Origin of the sequence: Nocardia sp. NPDC051787 (genome assembly GCF_040681325.1) — a bacterium.
Classification (GTDB): Bacteria; Actinomycetota; Actinomycetes; order Mycobacteriales; family Mycobacteriaceae; genus Nocardia.
Window position 1 is genome coordinate 1 of record NZ_JBFAYO010000060.1, and the last position, 15,487, is coordinate 15,487.

A 15,487-nucleotide genomic window follows, 5' to 3' on the forward strand; every position below is an offset into this window, starting at 1 on the left:
GCCGAAAACCCGCAGCGGCAAAATCATGCGCCGCCTGCTGCGCGACATCGCCGAAGGACGCGAACTCGGCGACACCTCCACCCTCGTCGACCCGAAGGTGTTCGAAGCCATCACCCGCGGGTAACCACCAGGGAGCGGCGGACCCGGCCACAAACAGATGAGGGGGTCCGGGTCCGCCGTTCGCGCCTGACGCCGATCCCCGTCGAGCTGTGGGTACCGACGCTGCGGCCAGGACGGAACATCCATGGCCGCGCGATGTTTCAGCCGCACACCGGCACCGCCACGCCGCGCCGACATGGCTGGGACCTGCCCAATTGAACCGCGGGGTCGCCTTTTCCGTAGACAAGACGAAAGCGGTACCGACACAACGCCGATACCGCGATCGCTCGACGGCAGGCATCCCGCCCGCCGCGGTTGGCGAGGAGCGCGACACATGACACTCGACGAACAGGTCCACACCCGGCGCACCGTGGTCATCGCGGGAGCCGGCGCCGTCGCGGCCGCGGCGGCGCTCGCGGCGTGCACCACCGACGCGAAAGACGATGCGTCGCCCGCGGCGAATCCCGCCCCGGATGGCAGGCCCGCCGCGAAGGTGCTCGCCAAGACGACCGACGTCCCGGTCGGCGGTGGCGTGATCCTCGGCGACACCGTGGTGACCCAGCCCAGCGCGGGTACCTTCGTCGGACTGTCCTCGATCTGCACGCACGCGGGATGCAAGGTCGTCAGGGTGTCCGGCGGCACCATCGACTGCGCCTGCCACGGCAGCAAGTTCGGCCTGGACGGCTCGGTCGCGAACGGACCGGCCGCCGGCCCACTCGCCCCGAAAAGCATCCGGGTCGAGGGTGATTCGATTATCGCCGGGTGAGCTCGCCGATTCGGCTCATGATCCGCCGAACTGTTCGGCCATCCGCCGGTCCATCTCCTCGGGCGGCACGTCCTCGACATGGGTGGCGACGGTCCAGCGGTGTCCCCACGGGTCCTCGAAGGAGCCGCTGCGATCGCCGTAGAACTGTGTGGTCATGGGCGTGAGTTCCTTGGCGCCCGCATTCAGCGCGGCGGCGAAGGCGGCGTCGGCGTCCTCGACGTACACGTAGAGGTTGACCGGGGTGCCGCCGACCGTCTTCGGGTCGAGGAAATCCATATCGGGCGCCGGGTCGCCGAGCATGACGACAGAATTGCCGAACATCAGTTCGCAGTGCGCGATCTTGCCACCCGGCCCGGGCATGCGCATTCGCTCGGTGGCGCCGAGCACGTTCTTGTAGAACTCGACCGCCGCCGCCGCTCCGTCGATGGCCAGCCCGGGCGAGACCACCGGATATCCCTCGGGAATAGGTTTGACATCAGACATGGTTGACCTCCGGTCGAGGCATGGTGTCGGACCATGTCGAGCCTATTCCCGCCGACCGCCGCGCCAGGCCGTATCGCCGGAAATCAAGGACCCGCGACGCCGTTCAGCCGGCGCACCTGCGCGGCCGTCAGCGCACTCAGCACACCGGGGTCCACCGCCTCCGGTGCGGTCACCGCGACCTGCACCAGTGTGCTGCCGACCTGCACGATCGCTACCGACGAGCCGAGCGTCAGACCCTCGCTGGTGGTGCGCACCTGGAAAGCGGCGGCGGCATGGCCCGCGGCTGGCTGGGCGAGCCCGCCGATCCGGTACTCCACCGCGATATCGGTGGCGTCGGCTCCCGAGTAGTGGGCACAGCGGCGCAGCATTTCCTGCACGGCCGAGAATGCCCCCGTGAGCGCGTCTTGCTGATAACTCGCCGCGTCGATATCGATACTGGAGAAATTCGGCCCGGCATATTGGGTGGACGCCTGCGCCAGCGCGCCGGGCTGCTGCGCGCCGAGCGGCGTGAGTACCTTCGCGCATTCCGCTGGGTTCGTGGGCGACGCGTCGGTTGGTGCCATTCCCGCATCGGCGCGCGGCGGCAGTGCGGTGAAGCCCGACGGCAGGTCGGCGTCGCCGAGCAACCGATCGCGCAACCGATCGGAATCGGTCTCCGGCGCGACTGTTACCGGGGTGGCGGCGACTATTGGGCCCAGCGGCGGCAGCTCGGGTGATTCGGCGGCCGGTTCTGGCGCACCGCAGCCCGCGGCGAGCACGACGGACGCGGCCGCGGTCAGCAGGCCGCACGCGCGGATCACTCGGTCCACGACACCTGCGTATCGATCGTCTGCCGCAGTGTGCTGGCGCTGCGCGGATCGCGGTAGGACTGGTGCCCGCCCACGGTGATAGACCCGGCCACGGGCAGCGGCAAGCCGAGATCCACCGTGATGGTGCCCGCGCCCTGCATGACGTAGTCGCGGATGTCCAAGGTGCCCGCGTTGTTGGGCAGGTTCCACACCAGCGACTTCGGCTTCTGCGTGACGTGCAGTTCGATGGTGAGCCGGTCGCCGTCGCGCTCGGTCAGCGTCGCGGTGGTCACCTGGTCGAGCAGGACGCCGCCGTTCACCTCCTGCCGCACCGTCCACACCGCACCCTCGCCGACGGGCTGGTCGGGGAACGCGATCGAACGGTAGACGGCCTGATAGAACGCCTGCTCGAGGGCGGCGCGCGCGGTGTTGGACGCATCCGGCGCCGGCTCGAGCCGCAATGCGGTGATCGCGCCGAGATCGCTGAGGTCGAAGCCGGCGTGCGAGCCACCGATCTTGGTGAGCGCCTTGGCCAGCGTCGGGTCCGGGGAGGTGACCGAGCCGAGGGTCAGATCGATGCCCTCGGTGGTGGTGTGCGCGGTCATCGGAATGGTCAGCGCGGGGGTGGAGAAATCGCGCTTCGGCTGCTCGTCGAGCTGCTGTTCGATGTGGTGCGCGGTGTAGAGCGTGACCCGCTGCACCGTGCCCGCCGGGTAGTCCGGCCGCAGCAGCGAACGCGGCTCGGCACCGGCCGAGACGACCGTGGTCACCGCGGCCGGAATAGGAACGGTCACTTCCTTGCGCAGGCCGAGGGGCTCGGTGCCATCGGTCTCGCCGCGCGATTCGACGCCGTCGGCGCAACCGGCGCCGAAGGCGGACAGCCCGACCGCGAGCACCATGAGCAGCACACCCGATCGCGCGATGCGAGGAAGGTGGGGATAAGACAACACCGTCACGTGCAACAGGGTACGACCGCTTCCTGAGTGTCAGCTGGGACATCGAACCGGGCGTGCCGTACGAACCCGGACCGGGTAGCCGTGCCGGGCAATCGGACGCGCGCACCGGTCGTGATTCCGCTCGAGAGATGATGGTCGGCGTGAGTGACGACCGGCCGCCCGAGGAAAGCCAGACGAACATCGCCGATCCGATGACGAAGATCCCGCCGCAGCGGCTGCGGACCCTTCTCGTCATCGCCGCGGTTCTACTCGGCCTGGATCTGCTCACCAAGACCCTCGCGGTCGCGAACCTGACGCCGGGCGACCCGGTGCCGATCATCGGCGACTTCGCGCGCCTGAGCCTAGTGCGCAATCCGGGCGCGGCGTTCTCCATGGCCACCGGCATGACCTGGTTGCTGACCCTGGTCGCCGCCGCCGTCGTGATCGGCGTGGTGCGCATCGGCCGCACCCTGCGCTCGCTGTGGTGGGCAATCGGCCTTGGCATGGTGCTCGGCGGCGCGCTCGGCAACCTGGTGGACCGGCTGTTCCGCGCGCCGGGCCCGCTGCAGGGTCACGTGGTCGATTTCGTCGCGATCGGCTGGTGGCCGGTGTTCAACGTGGCGGACTCCGCCATCGTGTGCGGAGCGATCCTGCTCGTGGTGCTCACCGTGTTCGGCTTCGAGCCCAACGGCACGCGTGTCGGTCCGGGCAAAGCGGACGGCGCGGGCGAGAGCAGCGCGGCATGAGGGAGACCAGGACCATGCCCGTCCCCGACGGGCTCGACGGCATGCGCGTGGACGCGGGCCTGTCCCGTTTGCTCGGCCTCTCCCGCACCGCCGTGGCCGCGCTGGCCGAGGAAGGCTCGGTGCAGCTCGACGGCATCGCCGCGGGCAAGTCCGACCGGCTCACCGCGGGAGCGTGGCTCGAGGTGGTGTTCCCGGAACCCAAGCGTGAGCTGACCGTCGAGGCCGAACCCGTGGAGGGCATGAAGATCCTCTACGCCGACGACGACATCGTCGCGGTGGACAAGCCCGTCGGCGTGGCCGCGCATACCGGCGTCGGCTGGAGCGGGCCGACCGTGGTGGGCGGGCTGGCCGCGGCGGGCTACCGCATCTCCACCTCGGGTGCCCACGAACGGCAGGGCATCGTGCACCGCCTCGACGTCGGAACCTCGGGGGTGATGGTGGTCGCCCAGTCCGAGCATGCGTATACGGTGCTCAAACGCGCGTTCAAGCAGCGCACCGTCGACAAGCGGTATCACGCCGTGGTCCAAGGACATCCGGATCCCAGCAGCGGCACCATCGATGCCCCGATCGGCCGGGCCCGCGGCAACGACTGGAAGTTCGCCGTCACCGCCGACGGACGCCCGAGCATCACCCACTACGACACCGTCGAGGCGTTCCCGTCGGCCAGCCTGCTCGACATCCATTTGGAAACCGGCCGTACCCATCAGATCCGGGTGCATTTCTCGGCGATCCGCCACCCCTGCTGCGGCGATCTCACCTACGGCGCGGACCCTCGCCTGGCCGAGCGGCTCGGGCTGCAACGCCAGTGGCTGCACGCCCGGTCGCTGGGGTTCCAGCATCCCGCCGACGGCCGCTACCTGGAGATCACCAGCGAGTATCCGGACGACCTGAAACACGCCTTGGACGTCTTGCGCAATGCCTGACCGACGCGTACCGGCATGGCGTGGGGCCGCCCTCGCCGGGGCCGCCGTCGCGCTGGTGGTCGCGCTCGGCGTGCTGAATCCGCCGCGCCAGGACGGTGTGTCCACCGACCGGCTCGGGCCGGATCATGGCGAACAGGTCGCGGATTACCTTGCGCGTGCGCGGGATTCGCTGACCGGAGGCGACGCCGATCAGCATTGGGCGCTGGTCTCGTTCACCGAACCATTGCCGCCGGAACAGATTCCGGCGCACAGCGGTGGGATGCGCATCGCCCAGGTGCTGTACCGGATATCGCTGCTGCGCGTGCAAACCCCGCTGGTCGCCGTGCCGGTACCGGAAGGCGCTGGTGCGGCGGTGGATTCCGCGCAATACGCGGCTTGGCTGCTACCCCGCCCCGTCGACGACCGGTCCGCCCGTATCGTCGCACTCTCCGCCGAGCGCCTGCGGGACGGCTGCGCGTGCGTGGTCGGACTCGTCGTACGCGGTCCGCTGGAGGCATTGCGAAACCTGGCCGCCCAGAAGAGTATCCGCGCCGTCCAAACGCTCCCCGCGGACGCGGTGGCAGACAGCTTCGCGGTCATCCCGCTGCTGCCCGAATACCGCGATGTCGTCCTGCCCGGACCCGACGACGGACCGGTCCCTGCCCCGTAAGTTGCCGCGCCACACCGATTCGACGCCAGGCCCGGACCCGTGAGCGCTGCACCACGTGCGCAGGTGAACCGGCGTGAGCATCGGACCAGAAGACGAGGCCGTGACCAGAGCCGTTCAGTCCGGCAGCGTGACGACCCCGTCGAGGTACCGGTGGCAACGGCCGAACAGCAGCACGCGGTCGTCGGCCAGCTCGCAGCGCAGGCTACCGCCGCGGCGCGACAGCTGCCTCGCGCGCATTTCGGTGCGGCCCAGTTCCTCGCTCCACAGCGGAACCAGCTGGGCATGCGCTGAGCCGGTCACCGGATCTTCCGGGACGCCAACGCCAGGAGCGAAGACCCGGGAGACGAAGTCGACCGAGTCACCGGGCGCGGTGACGATCGCGGCGCGTGGCAGCGCAGGGAACGCGGACAGCACCGGCGCGGCGTCGCGCACCTCCTGCTCGGTGGCCACCACGATCACCTCGTCGGTGCCGGAGTAGGCACGCACGGGACGGACCCCGAGCGCCGCGACCAGCGCCGGATCGGGCCGCACCGGAATGCTCGGCACGACCGGCAGGTCGAGGACGAACTCGTTGTCGTCGGTGCGGTCGACGTGCAGCCAGCCGCTGCGGGTGTAGAAGCTCACCCGGTCCTCGCCGGGGTGCATATCGACCAGGATCTGCGCGGCGCTGGCCAAGGTGGCGTGCCCGCACAGTGCCACCTCCACCTTCGGCGTGAACCAGCGGAGGTGGAAGGCGGGCCACTCGCCCGGCGGCATACCCGCCTCGGGAGGTAAGTGCGGGGTGTAGAACGCGGTTTCGGCGAGGTTGTTCTCCTCGGCCAGCTGTTGCAGCAACGCATCCGGCAGCCACGACGGGAGCGGCATCACCGCGGCCGGGTTGCCCGAGAACGGTGCGTCGGCGAACGCGTCGATCTGGTGCAGCAGTACCTCCATATCCGAGAAGGTACTCCAACCCTGAATGCCCGCCTCGCACAAGGCATCTCGTAAAACTGAACCATAGGTGCCTCACTGACGCCGTCCACCGTGGACGACGCCCCTGGGGCAAGCTCATCACCCCTGGGGCGCGAGTCTTACGAGCACCGTTCGCAGCGCCGCAGGCGCTGCAAATCAGACAGAGTCCCCGCCGGGTGAGCTCGGGAACAGTTGCCGTTTGTCTCCGAGCATCGCCGCGCTCACCCACCAAGCCGCCTCGACGAGCACGATACCGACCACACCGCAAACCACCGCCGCGCCGGTGAGCGCGACGTTGGAGGGGTCGAGTTTGAAGAACTCACGGGTAAACGGAACGGTGAACAGGAAGACGTACGCCGCCACCGACACCGCGATCAGCACGACCTTCCACCACACGTATGGCCGCGCCACGATGGCGAGCACCCACACCGCGATCATGATCAACGTGATGAGCGCGGTGGTACCCGCCTGGACCTTCTGGTCTTCGCTCGCCTGCGGCCCCGCGTAGGCGATCAGGTAGGCGACGAAGGTGGCCACACCGATCACCACGCCCGACGGGATGGCCAACCGCATGACCCGCCGGACGAAGCCGGTGCGGGCCCGCTCGTTGTTGGGCGCGAGCGAGAGGATGAACGCCGGGATGCCGATGGTGAACCAGGCCGCGATCGTCACGTGCCGCGGCAGGAACGGATAGCCGATCGGCTCGTAGCCGAAGATCTGCGAGCCGACCCCGGCCACGCCGATCAGGAACGCGAGCAGCACGGAATAGACGGTCTTGGTGAGGAACAGATTCGAGACCCGCTCGATATTGCCGATCACGCGACGTCCCTCGCCGACCACGTAGGGCAGGGTGGCGAACTTGTTGTCCAGCAGCACGATCTGCGCCACCGCCCTGGTGGCCGGGCTGCCCGAGCCCATGGCCACGCCGATATCCGAATCCTTCAGCGCGAGGACGTCGTTCACTCCATCGCCGGTCATCGCCACGGTGTGCCCGCGCGACTGCAGAGCCGCAACCATGGCGCGCTTCTGATCCGGGCGCACCCGGCCGAAAGTGGTGTTGCGGTCCAGCACGTCGGCCAGTCCGTCGCGGTCCTGCGGCAGCTCCCGCGCGTCGATCGGGTGGTCGCCGCCCGGCAGCTCGAGCGAGGAGGCCACCGCACCGACCGACACGGCGTTGTCGCCGGAGATCACCTTGATCGAAACATTCTGACTGGCGAAGTAATCGAGCGTGTCACGGGCGTCGGGCCGGACCTTTTGCTCCAGCACGACCAGGGCGGCGGGCCGCACGAGACCAGGGGCGTCCGGCGCGTCGACAGGACGGTCGCTGCGCGCCAGCAGCAGGACGCGCAGACCGGAGGCGCCGAGTTCCTCGGCGACGCGCGCGTCCGCCGAGTCCGGGTCGAGCAGCACGTCCGGCGCGCCGAGCAGCCAGTCGCCGTGCTCACCGTAGGAGCAGCCGCTCCACTTCTTGGCCGAGGAGAACGGCGCGACGGCGGTGCGTTGCCAGCCGGGTCCGTCCGGCAGGGCTTCGGCGATCGCCTGCACGCTCGCGTTCGGGCGTGGGTCGCCGGCGGCCAGCGCGGCCAGGGCAGTGCGCACCTGCGTGTCGTCGAAAGTGTTCAGCGTCTTCAGGTCCGACAGCCGCATGCCGTTCTCGGTCAGCGTGCCGGTCTTGTCCGCGCACACCACATCGACGCGGGCCAGCCCCTCGATGGCGGGCAGCTCCTGCACCAGGCACTTGCGCCGGCCCAGGCGCACCACGCCGACCGCGAACGCGATCGAGGTCATCAGCACCAGCCCCTCGGGCACCATGGGCACCAGCGCGGCGACCATGCCGGTGACCGCGGGCCGCCACGACTCCTTACTGGAGACCAGCTGGTTGTAGATGCTCAGCAGGCCGGCGGGGATGAGCAGGTAGGTGATGAACTTCAGGATCTTGTCGATGCCGCTGCGCAGCTCGGAGTGCACCAGGGTGAATTTGCTCGCTTCCTCGGCCAGCCGCGCCGCGTAGGCGTCCCGGCCGACCTTGGTGGCGCGATAGGCGCCGGACCCGGAGACCACGAAGCTGCCGGACATCACCGGGGCACCGACCGCCTTGTCGATCGGGTCGGCCTCGCCGGTGAGCAGCGATTCGTCCACCTCCAGCTGCGCGGACTCCTCGACCGTGCCGTCCACGACGATCTGGTCGCCGGGGCCGAGCTCGATCCGGTCGTCGAGTACCACCTCGCGCGGCGCGATCTCGAGCGACACGCCGTCCCGGCGCACGGTCGGCTTGGCCTGGCCGACGATGGCCAGCCGGTCCAGGGTGCGTTTGGCGCGGATCTCCTGAACGATGCCGACCGCGCTGTTGGCGACGATCAGCAGGCCGAACATGCCGTCGATGATCGATCCGGTGGCCAAGACCAGGACGAACAGGACGCCGAGAATCGCGTTGATCCTGGTGAAGACGTTCGCGCGGACGATGTCGCGCACCGAGCGGCTGGCACGATCCGGCACGTCGTTGGTCAGGCCGTCGCGGCGGCGTTGCTCGACCTCGGCCGTGCTCAGTCCGGTGGCTTCCGCTGCCTGGACGGTAATCGACATGACCGCAAGGCTACGGGACAACTACCTTCGTCATGTGCGGCGAAGCAGGTCCATCCCCGGTGTAGCGTTCGGCACCGGCGCGTTCTTCCTCTGGGGACTGTTCCCCGCCTTCTTCGGGTTGCTGGCGTTCGCCGACGCGAGCGAGGTGGTGGCACAGCGGATCGTCTGGACGCTCGTCGTGGTGCTCGCGGTACTCGCGGCGAGCGGGCGGCTGCGCGAGCTGCGCGGCATCGGCGGACGAACTTGGCGGCTGGCGGCCGTCGCCTCGGCCGCGATCGCGCTCAACTGGGGTGTGTACGTCTACGGCGTCACCTCGGGCCACATCGTGGAGTGCGCGCTCGGATACTTCATCAACCCGCTGGTCACCGTCGCCTTCGGCGTGATGATGTTCCGGGAGCGGCTGACCGGTCCGCAGTGGGCCGCGCTCGCCCTCGGCGCGGCGGCGGTGGCCGTGCTCACCGTCGACTACGGCAGGCCGCCGATCATCGCCCTGACGCTGGCCTGTTCGTTCGCCACCTACGGTCTGGTCAAGAAGGTGATCCCGCTGGACGCGCTGCGCGGCATCGCCGCCGAGGGCCTCGTCTCGGCGCCGTTCGCGCTGGCGTTCGCGATCGGCCTCGCGGTCACCGGGCGCAGCGAATTCGCCTCCAGCGGGGGCCATCTCGCGCTGATGATGGCGACCGGACCGGTCACCCTGGTCCCGCTGCTGCTGTTCGCCGTCGCGGCCCAACGGGTCGCGCTGTCCACCATGGGCCTGCTGCAATACCTCACGCCCGCGCTACAGATGACCTGGGGCCTCGCCGTCGCGCACGAGCCGATGCCCGCCTCCCGCTGGGCGGGTTTCGCGCTGATCTGGGCCGCGCTGGCGATCTTCACCACCGAGGCGCTGCTGCGTTCCCGCCGCGTCCGGCACCTGCCGCCCGACGTCACCACAGAATCCACACAGCCCATGAGCGGCACGTAAACCCGCGCGGGCGAGCTACCTTCGAGGGCACGAGCGTTTCGATTCGGCCAGGTTCGATGGATACGAATGGGGAGTCTCGGTCATCGCCCTCGGCGAACTACGCCTCGGTGTACTGAATGCAGCAGACCCGGAGACATCGGCCCGCAGATTGTCGACATACCAGCTGGCGCAGCGGTTCCAGCCGCTGGATGTGGTCGAGACTGTCGCGGGGCACTGGGCACTTCTGGTCTCACGTCTGCGTGGCGCCTGGCGCAAAGTGCCGATCAATGACAGCTGGATAGCGGCCACGGCCCTCGCATATGGCATACCGGCGCGGCCCAGGGCGGAGACTACGACGCGATGCCCGACCTGCAGGTAATCAAACCGTGAAGCAGTGTCGGAAATAGTGGTGAAAGTGTCGGATCCGACACTGTTGCGGAGGCGGGTGGCCCTCGTAGCGTCGACGCATGACAGGGGCCCAACCTCTTCCCTCCCGCACCTGGGGGCCACGTCCCGCGACGACGCCCGACATCCGGGGCATGACCGGCCGGGAGATCCTGCAGGAAGCGCTCGACGGACGATTCCCGGATACCCTGATCCTCAGCGCGCTCGGTTTCCGCCTGGTGCAGGTCGGCGACGGCACGGTGGTGTTCGAGGGCGAGCCAGGAGATCATCTGCTCGACCCGATGGCCGGAATCCACGGCGGCTTCGTGACCACCCTGCTGGAAGCGGCCCTCGGCGCGGCCGTGTTGACGCGGTTGCCCGGCGGGACGCGGTCCACCTCGGTCCAGATCGGCATCCACGTGCACCGATCGGTGCGCACCGACACCCGGACGCTGCGCTGTGAGGGCACCGCGATCCATGTCGGCACCACCACCGCCAGCGCGGAGGCGCACCTGGTTGGCGTCGAGGACGGCGATCTCTACGCGCACGCCACAGCGACCTGCGCGGTCCTGCGGATGATCTGACAGCTTGCGAGCCGCCGACTGCCGCGCGAACAACCCAGTCGTGCGGTGTGATTCGCGACGACGGGCCGGCCACCGGATACGCTGCGGTGGCCGACCCGGCAGATCATTTATGCGCAGGCCGCCGACTGCTGGCCCAGGTTGGTGAGCATGGTGCAGGCCCAGGCCTTCTGGATCTTCCACTTGCCGTTGTCGGCGACGAACGGCACGTCGACGATGTTCTCCTGGCCGTTCAGGATGAACTTGGCCTTCGCGTTCACGCTGTCACCGAACGAAGTCACGTCGGTGACCTCGATCTTCACGTCGGCGCCGGACGCGGCCTGGGACAGGCGTTCCGGCAGCGTCGGATCGGCTTCGGCGCCTTGGACGTTGTCCAGCTTCTCCGAGGCCGGAACCGTCGGGTCGAGCGCACGCGAGAGCGCGCTGTTCAGCTCCGCGACGGTCGGGACCGGCGGCAGGTTCGCGCTCGCGGTCGCCGACGCCTTGGCGCTGGTCGACGTCTTGGCGGCGGGCTTGCTGTCCTTGTCGTCGCTGCCGCACGCGGTCATGCCGAGCGCGGCGACGATGGCCAGGCCGGCGATCGCGATGCGTCCAGTCTTACGAAGCTTCAACTGCTCGTCCTTTGCGTTCGAGAGGTCCGTGTCGTGTTCCACCTTGGCAACCGCCACCCGAATCGGCGGCGCTGCACGAGGCCCCAGGCTACCGGCACCGGACACTGCCGCCCGGATGCACACGGGACTGACGGATGTCGTCGGCAGCGAAAGTACGCGTCCGACCGGGCGATGTCGAGCCGTCGCCCGGGTCCGTCAGAGCAGACTGCCCAGCGGATCGGCCCGCGTGAGCGCGGCGTCGTCGGCCGCGAACGTACGGGCGGGACCCGGGCCGGTGGAACGGGTTTCGAAGCGAACGGTCACCACACCCAACCCCGCGCCCTGCACCCAGCCGTGACCGTGCTCGGGATGCGTCACATCCATGCCCGGATGCCAGACCGTGACGGGCAGGGTGGGCTGCGCGGCGCCGTTGTCCGGCAGCATCGGTTCGGGCTCCGGTTCCGCCGTGCGGATCTCGGCGACCGGCGCGCGATCGAGTTCGGGAAACAGCGACTCCTGGCGGACCGTGGACAAACCGCCGTAACTCACGCCGACCAGCCGGATCGGCCCGAGGTCGCGCGGGTCGAGCGCCGAGCGCTGCGCGGCGGCGGCAAGGGTGGCCAGGTCCTCGGTCGCGTAGGGCAGGGTGAAGGAGCGGGTGACGATGCTCATATCGGACTTCCTCAGCTTGAGCACCACGGTGCGTGCGGCACGCCCGTCCCCGATCAGGCGCCGGTGCGCCGCCGCGGCCATGTCCTCGATAGCCGGACGCAGCTGGGCGAGGGTGACGATGTCGGTTTCATAGGTAGTCTCGGCGCTGATCTGCTTGGCCTCGGCGCGCTCGGCGACCGGGCGGTCGTCGATGCCGCGCGCCAGCCGGTGCAGCGCGGCGCCCACGCTGCCGCCGAGAATCGATATCGCCTCCGATTCCGGCAGGGCCGCGAAGGCGCCGACGGTCTCGATGCCGAGCGTGCGCAACCTGCTCTCCGCGACCGGTCCGATCCCCCACAGTTTGCGGACCGGGAGCCCGGCGAGCAGCCCCGGTTGCTCGACCGGCGAAATCACCCGGACCCCATCGGGTTTGGCCAGATTGGAGGCGATCTTGGCCAGCTGCTTTCCGGTGCCCGCGCCCACCGACGCGGTCAGCCCGGTGCCTTCGCGCACCAGCGCGCGCAGTTCTTCGCAGAACGCGTGCACCCGTGCCACCGTCGCACCGGCCAGCTCGGCGGGCTCGCCGAACGCCTCGTCGAACGACAGCGTCTCCAGCACCGGGATCCGGCTGCGCAGCACGTCGAAGACCTGTCCGCTGACCACCCCGTAAACGGCGCCGCGCGGTGGCACCACCACCGCGGTGACGCCGACCAGCCTGCGCGCCTGATGCATCGGCATCGCCGAGCGCGCGCCGAACACCCGCGCCTCATAACTGGCTCCGGCCACCACGCCGCGCCCGCCGGTCCCGCCGACCAGCACCGGCCGCCCGCGCAGCGTCGGCCTGGTCAGCTGCTCGACCGAGGCGAAGAACGCGTCCATATCGATGTGCAGAACCCAGCGCCGCGCGATGCTCTCCGCGTCGGCGAGCACGGGCGGATGCTGCCTGCTCACCAGCGTTTCGCCGTCTGTTGTCCGGACCGAGACCGGAGGCGGATCGCGGGCAGGGCCGCGCACTCGATGATCGCGGCGACGGTCGCCTCTTCGGGACGCACGGCAGCAATGTACGCCCGTCCACCGACACGTCCGGACAGACGGTGACGCTGTCCGGTGGCTGGGCGGTGGCTGTAGGTTCCCTGTCGGTCCGCCTGTCTGCCACCTCCCGCACCGCGGCAGCCCTGATCTGCTCTTATGGTGTCGGCGACCGATGGAATGGGCGGTCGGGAACCACCGCCGACGAACCGCGGTGCGCAGCCTGACTCGGGCTGCGATATGTGATGATCGGACCCATGAATATCCGCAAGGCCGTCATCCCGGCCGCCGGTATCGGCTCTCGGCTGCTCCCGCTGACCAAGGCGATCCCCAAGGAGATGCTGCCGGTCGGCGACAAGCCGGTGATCGAGCACACGGTCCGCGAGCTGGTCGCCTCGGGCATCACCGACATCACCATCGTGGTCAGCGGCGGAAAATCATTGATCCAGGACCACTTCCGCCCCAACCCGGCGCTGGTCGCCCAGCTGCGCGCGGACGGAAAGACCGCCTTCGCCGACGCGGTCGAGGAGGTCGGCGAGCTGTCCCGGCTCGGCCACATCACCTACCTCGACCAGCACGGCCCGTACGGCAACGGCACCCCGGTGCTCAACGCCGCGCGCAATCTCGGTGACGAGCCGATGCTGGTGTTGTGGCCCGACGACGTGTTCGTGGCCGAGGTGCCCCGCGCCCAGCAGCTCATCGACGCCTACGAGGCCACCGGAGCGCCCGTCCTCGCGCTGATGCCGATGGACCCGGCCGACTCGCAGCGCTACGGCGTGCCGGTCGTGGCCGACGACCACGGCAACGGCCTGCTGCGCATCACCGGGCTGCGCGAGAAACCGAAGCCGGAGGACGCGCCGTCGTCCTTCGCCGCGATCGGCGGCTACGTGGTCACGCCCGGAATCATCGAGGAACTGCGCAGACAGACCGACGCGTGGTACGAGCACCGCACCGGGGAGGTGTACCTCACCGACGCGATCAACGTGCACGCAGCGGACAATCCGGTGTTCGGCCAGGTGATCCGCGGACGCTGGTACGACACCGGCAATCCGGCCGACTATCTGGTCGCGCAATTCGCCTCGGCGCTCGCGCATCCGCAGTACGGACCACTGCTGCGCACCCTCGCCGACGGCCTCGACAACTGACGAGCGGCGCCCGCCCACAAATCCTGGCAGCCCAGTTCGATCGGCGGCGCTGCCACGCGGACCTTGGTCGCCGGTCCGCTGCTCGCCGTTCGAGCGAGCGAACCGGCAACCCAGCGCGCCATGCGGACTGCGACGCCGAACGCGGCGTGGTCAGAAGCGGCGAATGGCGTAGACGTCGAACTGGCTGAGCGGCGTGAACCCGACCGGCACGCCCGAGCCGTAGGCATTGAGCACCTGGCCCATACCCGCGTAGATGCCGACGTGCGAACCGTCCCGGTTCAGCACCACCACATCGCCGGGCATGAGAATCGCCCGCGGGACCGGTGTGCCTACCTTGGCTTGCTGCCAGGTCGTGCGCGGAAGGCGCACCCCGGCCTGCCGGAACGCCCACTGCACCAGACCCGAGCAGTCCCAGCTGAACGGTCCGGTCCCGCCCCACTCGTAGGGTTTGCCGAGCTGTGTCGTCGCCGCCGCCAGCGCCAAGAGTCCGGTCGCACTGGGCACCGGCAGCGGTATCCCCGCCGAACCGCTGGCACTGCCGGGACCGAGGCCCGACACCAACCCGTCCCCATTGCCCAGCTCGATGCCGGAGGCGCTGCCGGTGTCACACCAGGCGGTGCCGGTGAGCATGAGAGTCGCGATGATCGATAGCAAGAATCCGAGTGCGATACGGCGCAACGGTCTCCTCGACACGTACTCGTCCCTTCCATAGCCCGATTACGGGGGCGCCGTTCGGCGACCCTGGCTAACGCACAGCACCGGCAGCGTCATCGAAGGAGGACGGCAGGTGACCGTGCCTGGCGCATACGCGCCGGACGCGACGAATTTCAGGTAGGGCGGACCACAGTCGTAACTGCTACCCCAGGAGTCACCTCCGTAACAGCAGCAACATGGCCGATTCTCTCGCGCGGTTCGGTCAAATGGGAGAAATCAGCAAATTCTCAGCATGTGATCCATATCACTCATTTCAGGCGATTCGGACCTACGCAGAATGGGAAATCAACTTCATTTCGCGGGCAGATTGCGTGCCCGTCGGACCGGGCCGCGGCGCCCGATCCGGACGACGAGCGTCGTAGCAGGACACCGTGGTGCCGGCGAACAACCAGATGTGCCGCGGTACACCGGCGGATGGCAGGCCCACCATGCGTTCGGAAAACCGTCGGAACAGCAGTCGGGGGGGGGGGGGGGGGGGGGGCGGCCCCCCCCAGCCCCGCCCCGGCCGCGCCGCCCGCGAGAGCGGA

The 15,487-nt window shown here is 69.3% G+C and carries 15 protein-coding genes and 1 pseudogene; 8 read left to right on the forward strand and 8 right to left on the reverse strand.

Going from position 1 to position 15,487, the window contains the following annotated elements; all coding sequences use genetic code 11:
* Nucleotides 1-433 precede the first annotated feature (433 nt).
* Nucleotides 434-865: a Rieske (2Fe-2S) protein gene (locus tag AB0M45_RS33390; RefSeq protein ID WP_364337407.1), complete on the forward strand. Its 432-nt coding sequence runs from the start codon at nt 434-436 to the stop codon at nt 863-865.
* Nucleotides 866-880: 15 nt separating this feature from the next.
* Here the strand turns inward: AB0M45_RS33390 and AB0M45_RS33395 are convergent, their stop codons facing one another.
* The 3 genes from AB0M45_RS33395 to AB0M45_RS33405 all read right to left on the reverse strand — a co-directional run bounded on the left by AB0M45_RS33395 (nt 881) and on the right by AB0M45_RS33405 (nt 3,092).
* A complete protein-coding gene (locus AB0M45_RS33395) occupies nt 881-1,348 on the reverse strand; it encodes a VOC family protein (RefSeq protein ID WP_364337409.1) in 468 nt (155 codons plus the stop codon).
* Between the two features lie 83 nt (nt 1,349-1,431).
* Nucleotides 1,432-2,157, reverse strand: a complete 726-nt coding sequence (locus AB0M45_RS33400) for a hypothetical protein (RefSeq protein ID WP_364337411.1) — start codon at nt 2,155-2,157, stop codon at nt 1,432-1,434.
* Complete coding sequence (locus AB0M45_RS33405; RefSeq protein WP_364337413.1) at nt 2,145-3,092, reverse strand: hypothetical protein; 948 nt, start codon at nt 3,090-3,092, stop codon at nt 2,145-2,147. Before AB0M45_RS33405 ends, AB0M45_RS33400 begins: the two co-directional genes overlap by 13 nt.
* Before the next feature lie 128 nt (nt 3,093-3,220).
* Here AB0M45_RS33405 and lspA point away from each other — a divergent pair, with 128 nt between their 5' ends.
* The 3 genes from lspA to AB0M45_RS33420 are packed head-to-tail and all read left to right on the forward strand — an operon-like array spanning nt 3,221 to nt 5,389.
* Nucleotides 3,221-3,817: a signal peptidase II gene (gene lspA / locus AB0M45_RS33410; RefSeq protein ID WP_364337416.1), complete on the forward strand. Its 597-nt coding sequence runs from the start codon at nt 3,221-3,223 to the stop codon at nt 3,815-3,817.
* Complete coding sequence (locus tag AB0M45_RS33415; protein ID WP_364337419.1) at nt 3,814-4,740, forward strand: RluA family pseudouridine synthase; 927 nt, start codon at nt 3,814-3,816, stop codon at nt 4,738-4,740. Before lspA ends, AB0M45_RS33415 begins: the two co-directional genes overlap by 4 nt.
* Nucleotides 4,733-5,389, forward strand: a complete 657-nt coding sequence (locus tag AB0M45_RS33420) for a hypothetical protein (RefSeq protein WP_364337421.1) — start codon at nt 4,733-4,735, stop codon at nt 5,387-5,389. Before AB0M45_RS33415 ends, AB0M45_RS33420 begins: the two co-directional genes overlap by 8 nt.
* A 114-nt stretch (nt 5,390-5,503) precedes the next feature.
* Here the strand turns inward: AB0M45_RS33420 and AB0M45_RS33425 are convergent, their stop codons facing one another.
* Nucleotides 5,504-6,322, reverse strand: a complete 819-nt coding sequence (locus AB0M45_RS33425; protein WP_364337423.1) for a PhzF family phenazine biosynthesis protein — start codon at nt 6,320-6,322, stop codon at nt 5,504-5,506.
* Between the two features lie 174 nt (nt 6,323-6,496).
* Nucleotides 6,497-8,923 carry a cation-translocating P-type ATPase gene (locus AB0M45_RS33430; protein WP_364337425.1) on the reverse strand — a complete coding sequence of 809 codons (2,427 nt, stop codon included), beginning with the start codon at nt 8,921-8,923 and terminating at the stop codon, nt 6,497-6,499.
* On the opposite strand from AB0M45_RS33430, the gene rarD reads away from it, so the two are divergent.
* The 3 genes and pseudogenes from rarD (at nt 8,922) to AB0M45_RS33445 (ending at nt 10,834) form a co-directional block, all read left to right on the forward strand.
* Nucleotides 8,922-9,887, forward strand: coding sequence for an EamA family transporter RarD (gene rarD, locus AB0M45_RS33435; protein ID WP_364337427.1), 966 nt, complete (start codon nt 8,922-8,924; stop codon nt 9,885-9,887). The two genes, AB0M45_RS33430 and rarD, sit on opposite strands and share 2 nt — an antisense overlap.
* 34 nt (nt 9,888-9,921) lie before the next feature.
* A pseudogene (locus AB0M45_RS33440) lies at nt 9,922-10,256 on the forward strand (PIN domain-containing protein); the annotation flags it as partial.
* 77 nt (nt 10,257-10,333) lie between these two features.
* Nucleotides 10,334-10,834 (forward strand): PaaI family thioesterase, encoded by a 501-nt coding sequence (locus tag AB0M45_RS33445; protein ID WP_364337429.1) that lies wholly within the window; start codon nt 10,334-10,336, stop codon nt 10,832-10,834.
* A 107-nt stretch (nt 10,835-10,941) separates the two neighbouring features.
* Here the strand turns inward: AB0M45_RS33445 and AB0M45_RS33450 are convergent, their stop codons facing one another.
* Nucleotides 10,942-11,442, reverse strand: a complete 501-nt coding sequence (locus AB0M45_RS33450) for a hypothetical protein (RefSeq protein ID WP_364337435.1) — start codon at nt 11,440-11,442, stop codon at nt 10,942-10,944.
* Between the two features lie 195 nt (nt 11,443-11,637).
* Nucleotides 11,638-13,023 (reverse strand): DNA polymerase IV, encoded by a 1,386-nt coding sequence (locus tag AB0M45_RS33455; protein WP_364337431.1) that lies wholly within the window; start codon nt 13,021-13,023, stop codon nt 11,638-11,640.
* Nucleotides 13,024-13,358: 335 nt separating this feature from the next.
* Here AB0M45_RS33455 and AB0M45_RS33460 point away from each other — a divergent pair, with 335 nt between their 5' ends.
* Nucleotides 13,359-14,246 (forward strand): UTP--glucose-1-phosphate uridylyltransferase, encoded by an 888-nt coding sequence (locus AB0M45_RS33460; RefSeq protein WP_364337433.1) that lies wholly within the window; start codon nt 13,359-13,361, stop codon nt 14,244-14,246.
* Between the two features lie 150 nt (nt 14,247-14,396).
* Here AB0M45_RS33460 and AB0M45_RS33465 read toward each other — a convergent pair whose 3' ends face one another.
* Entirely contained in the window at nt 14,397-14,915 is a 519-nt protein-coding gene (locus AB0M45_RS33465; protein ID WP_364337437.1) for an NlpC/P60 family protein, read from the reverse strand.
* Between the last annotated feature and the right edge of the window lie 572 nt (nt 14,916-15,487).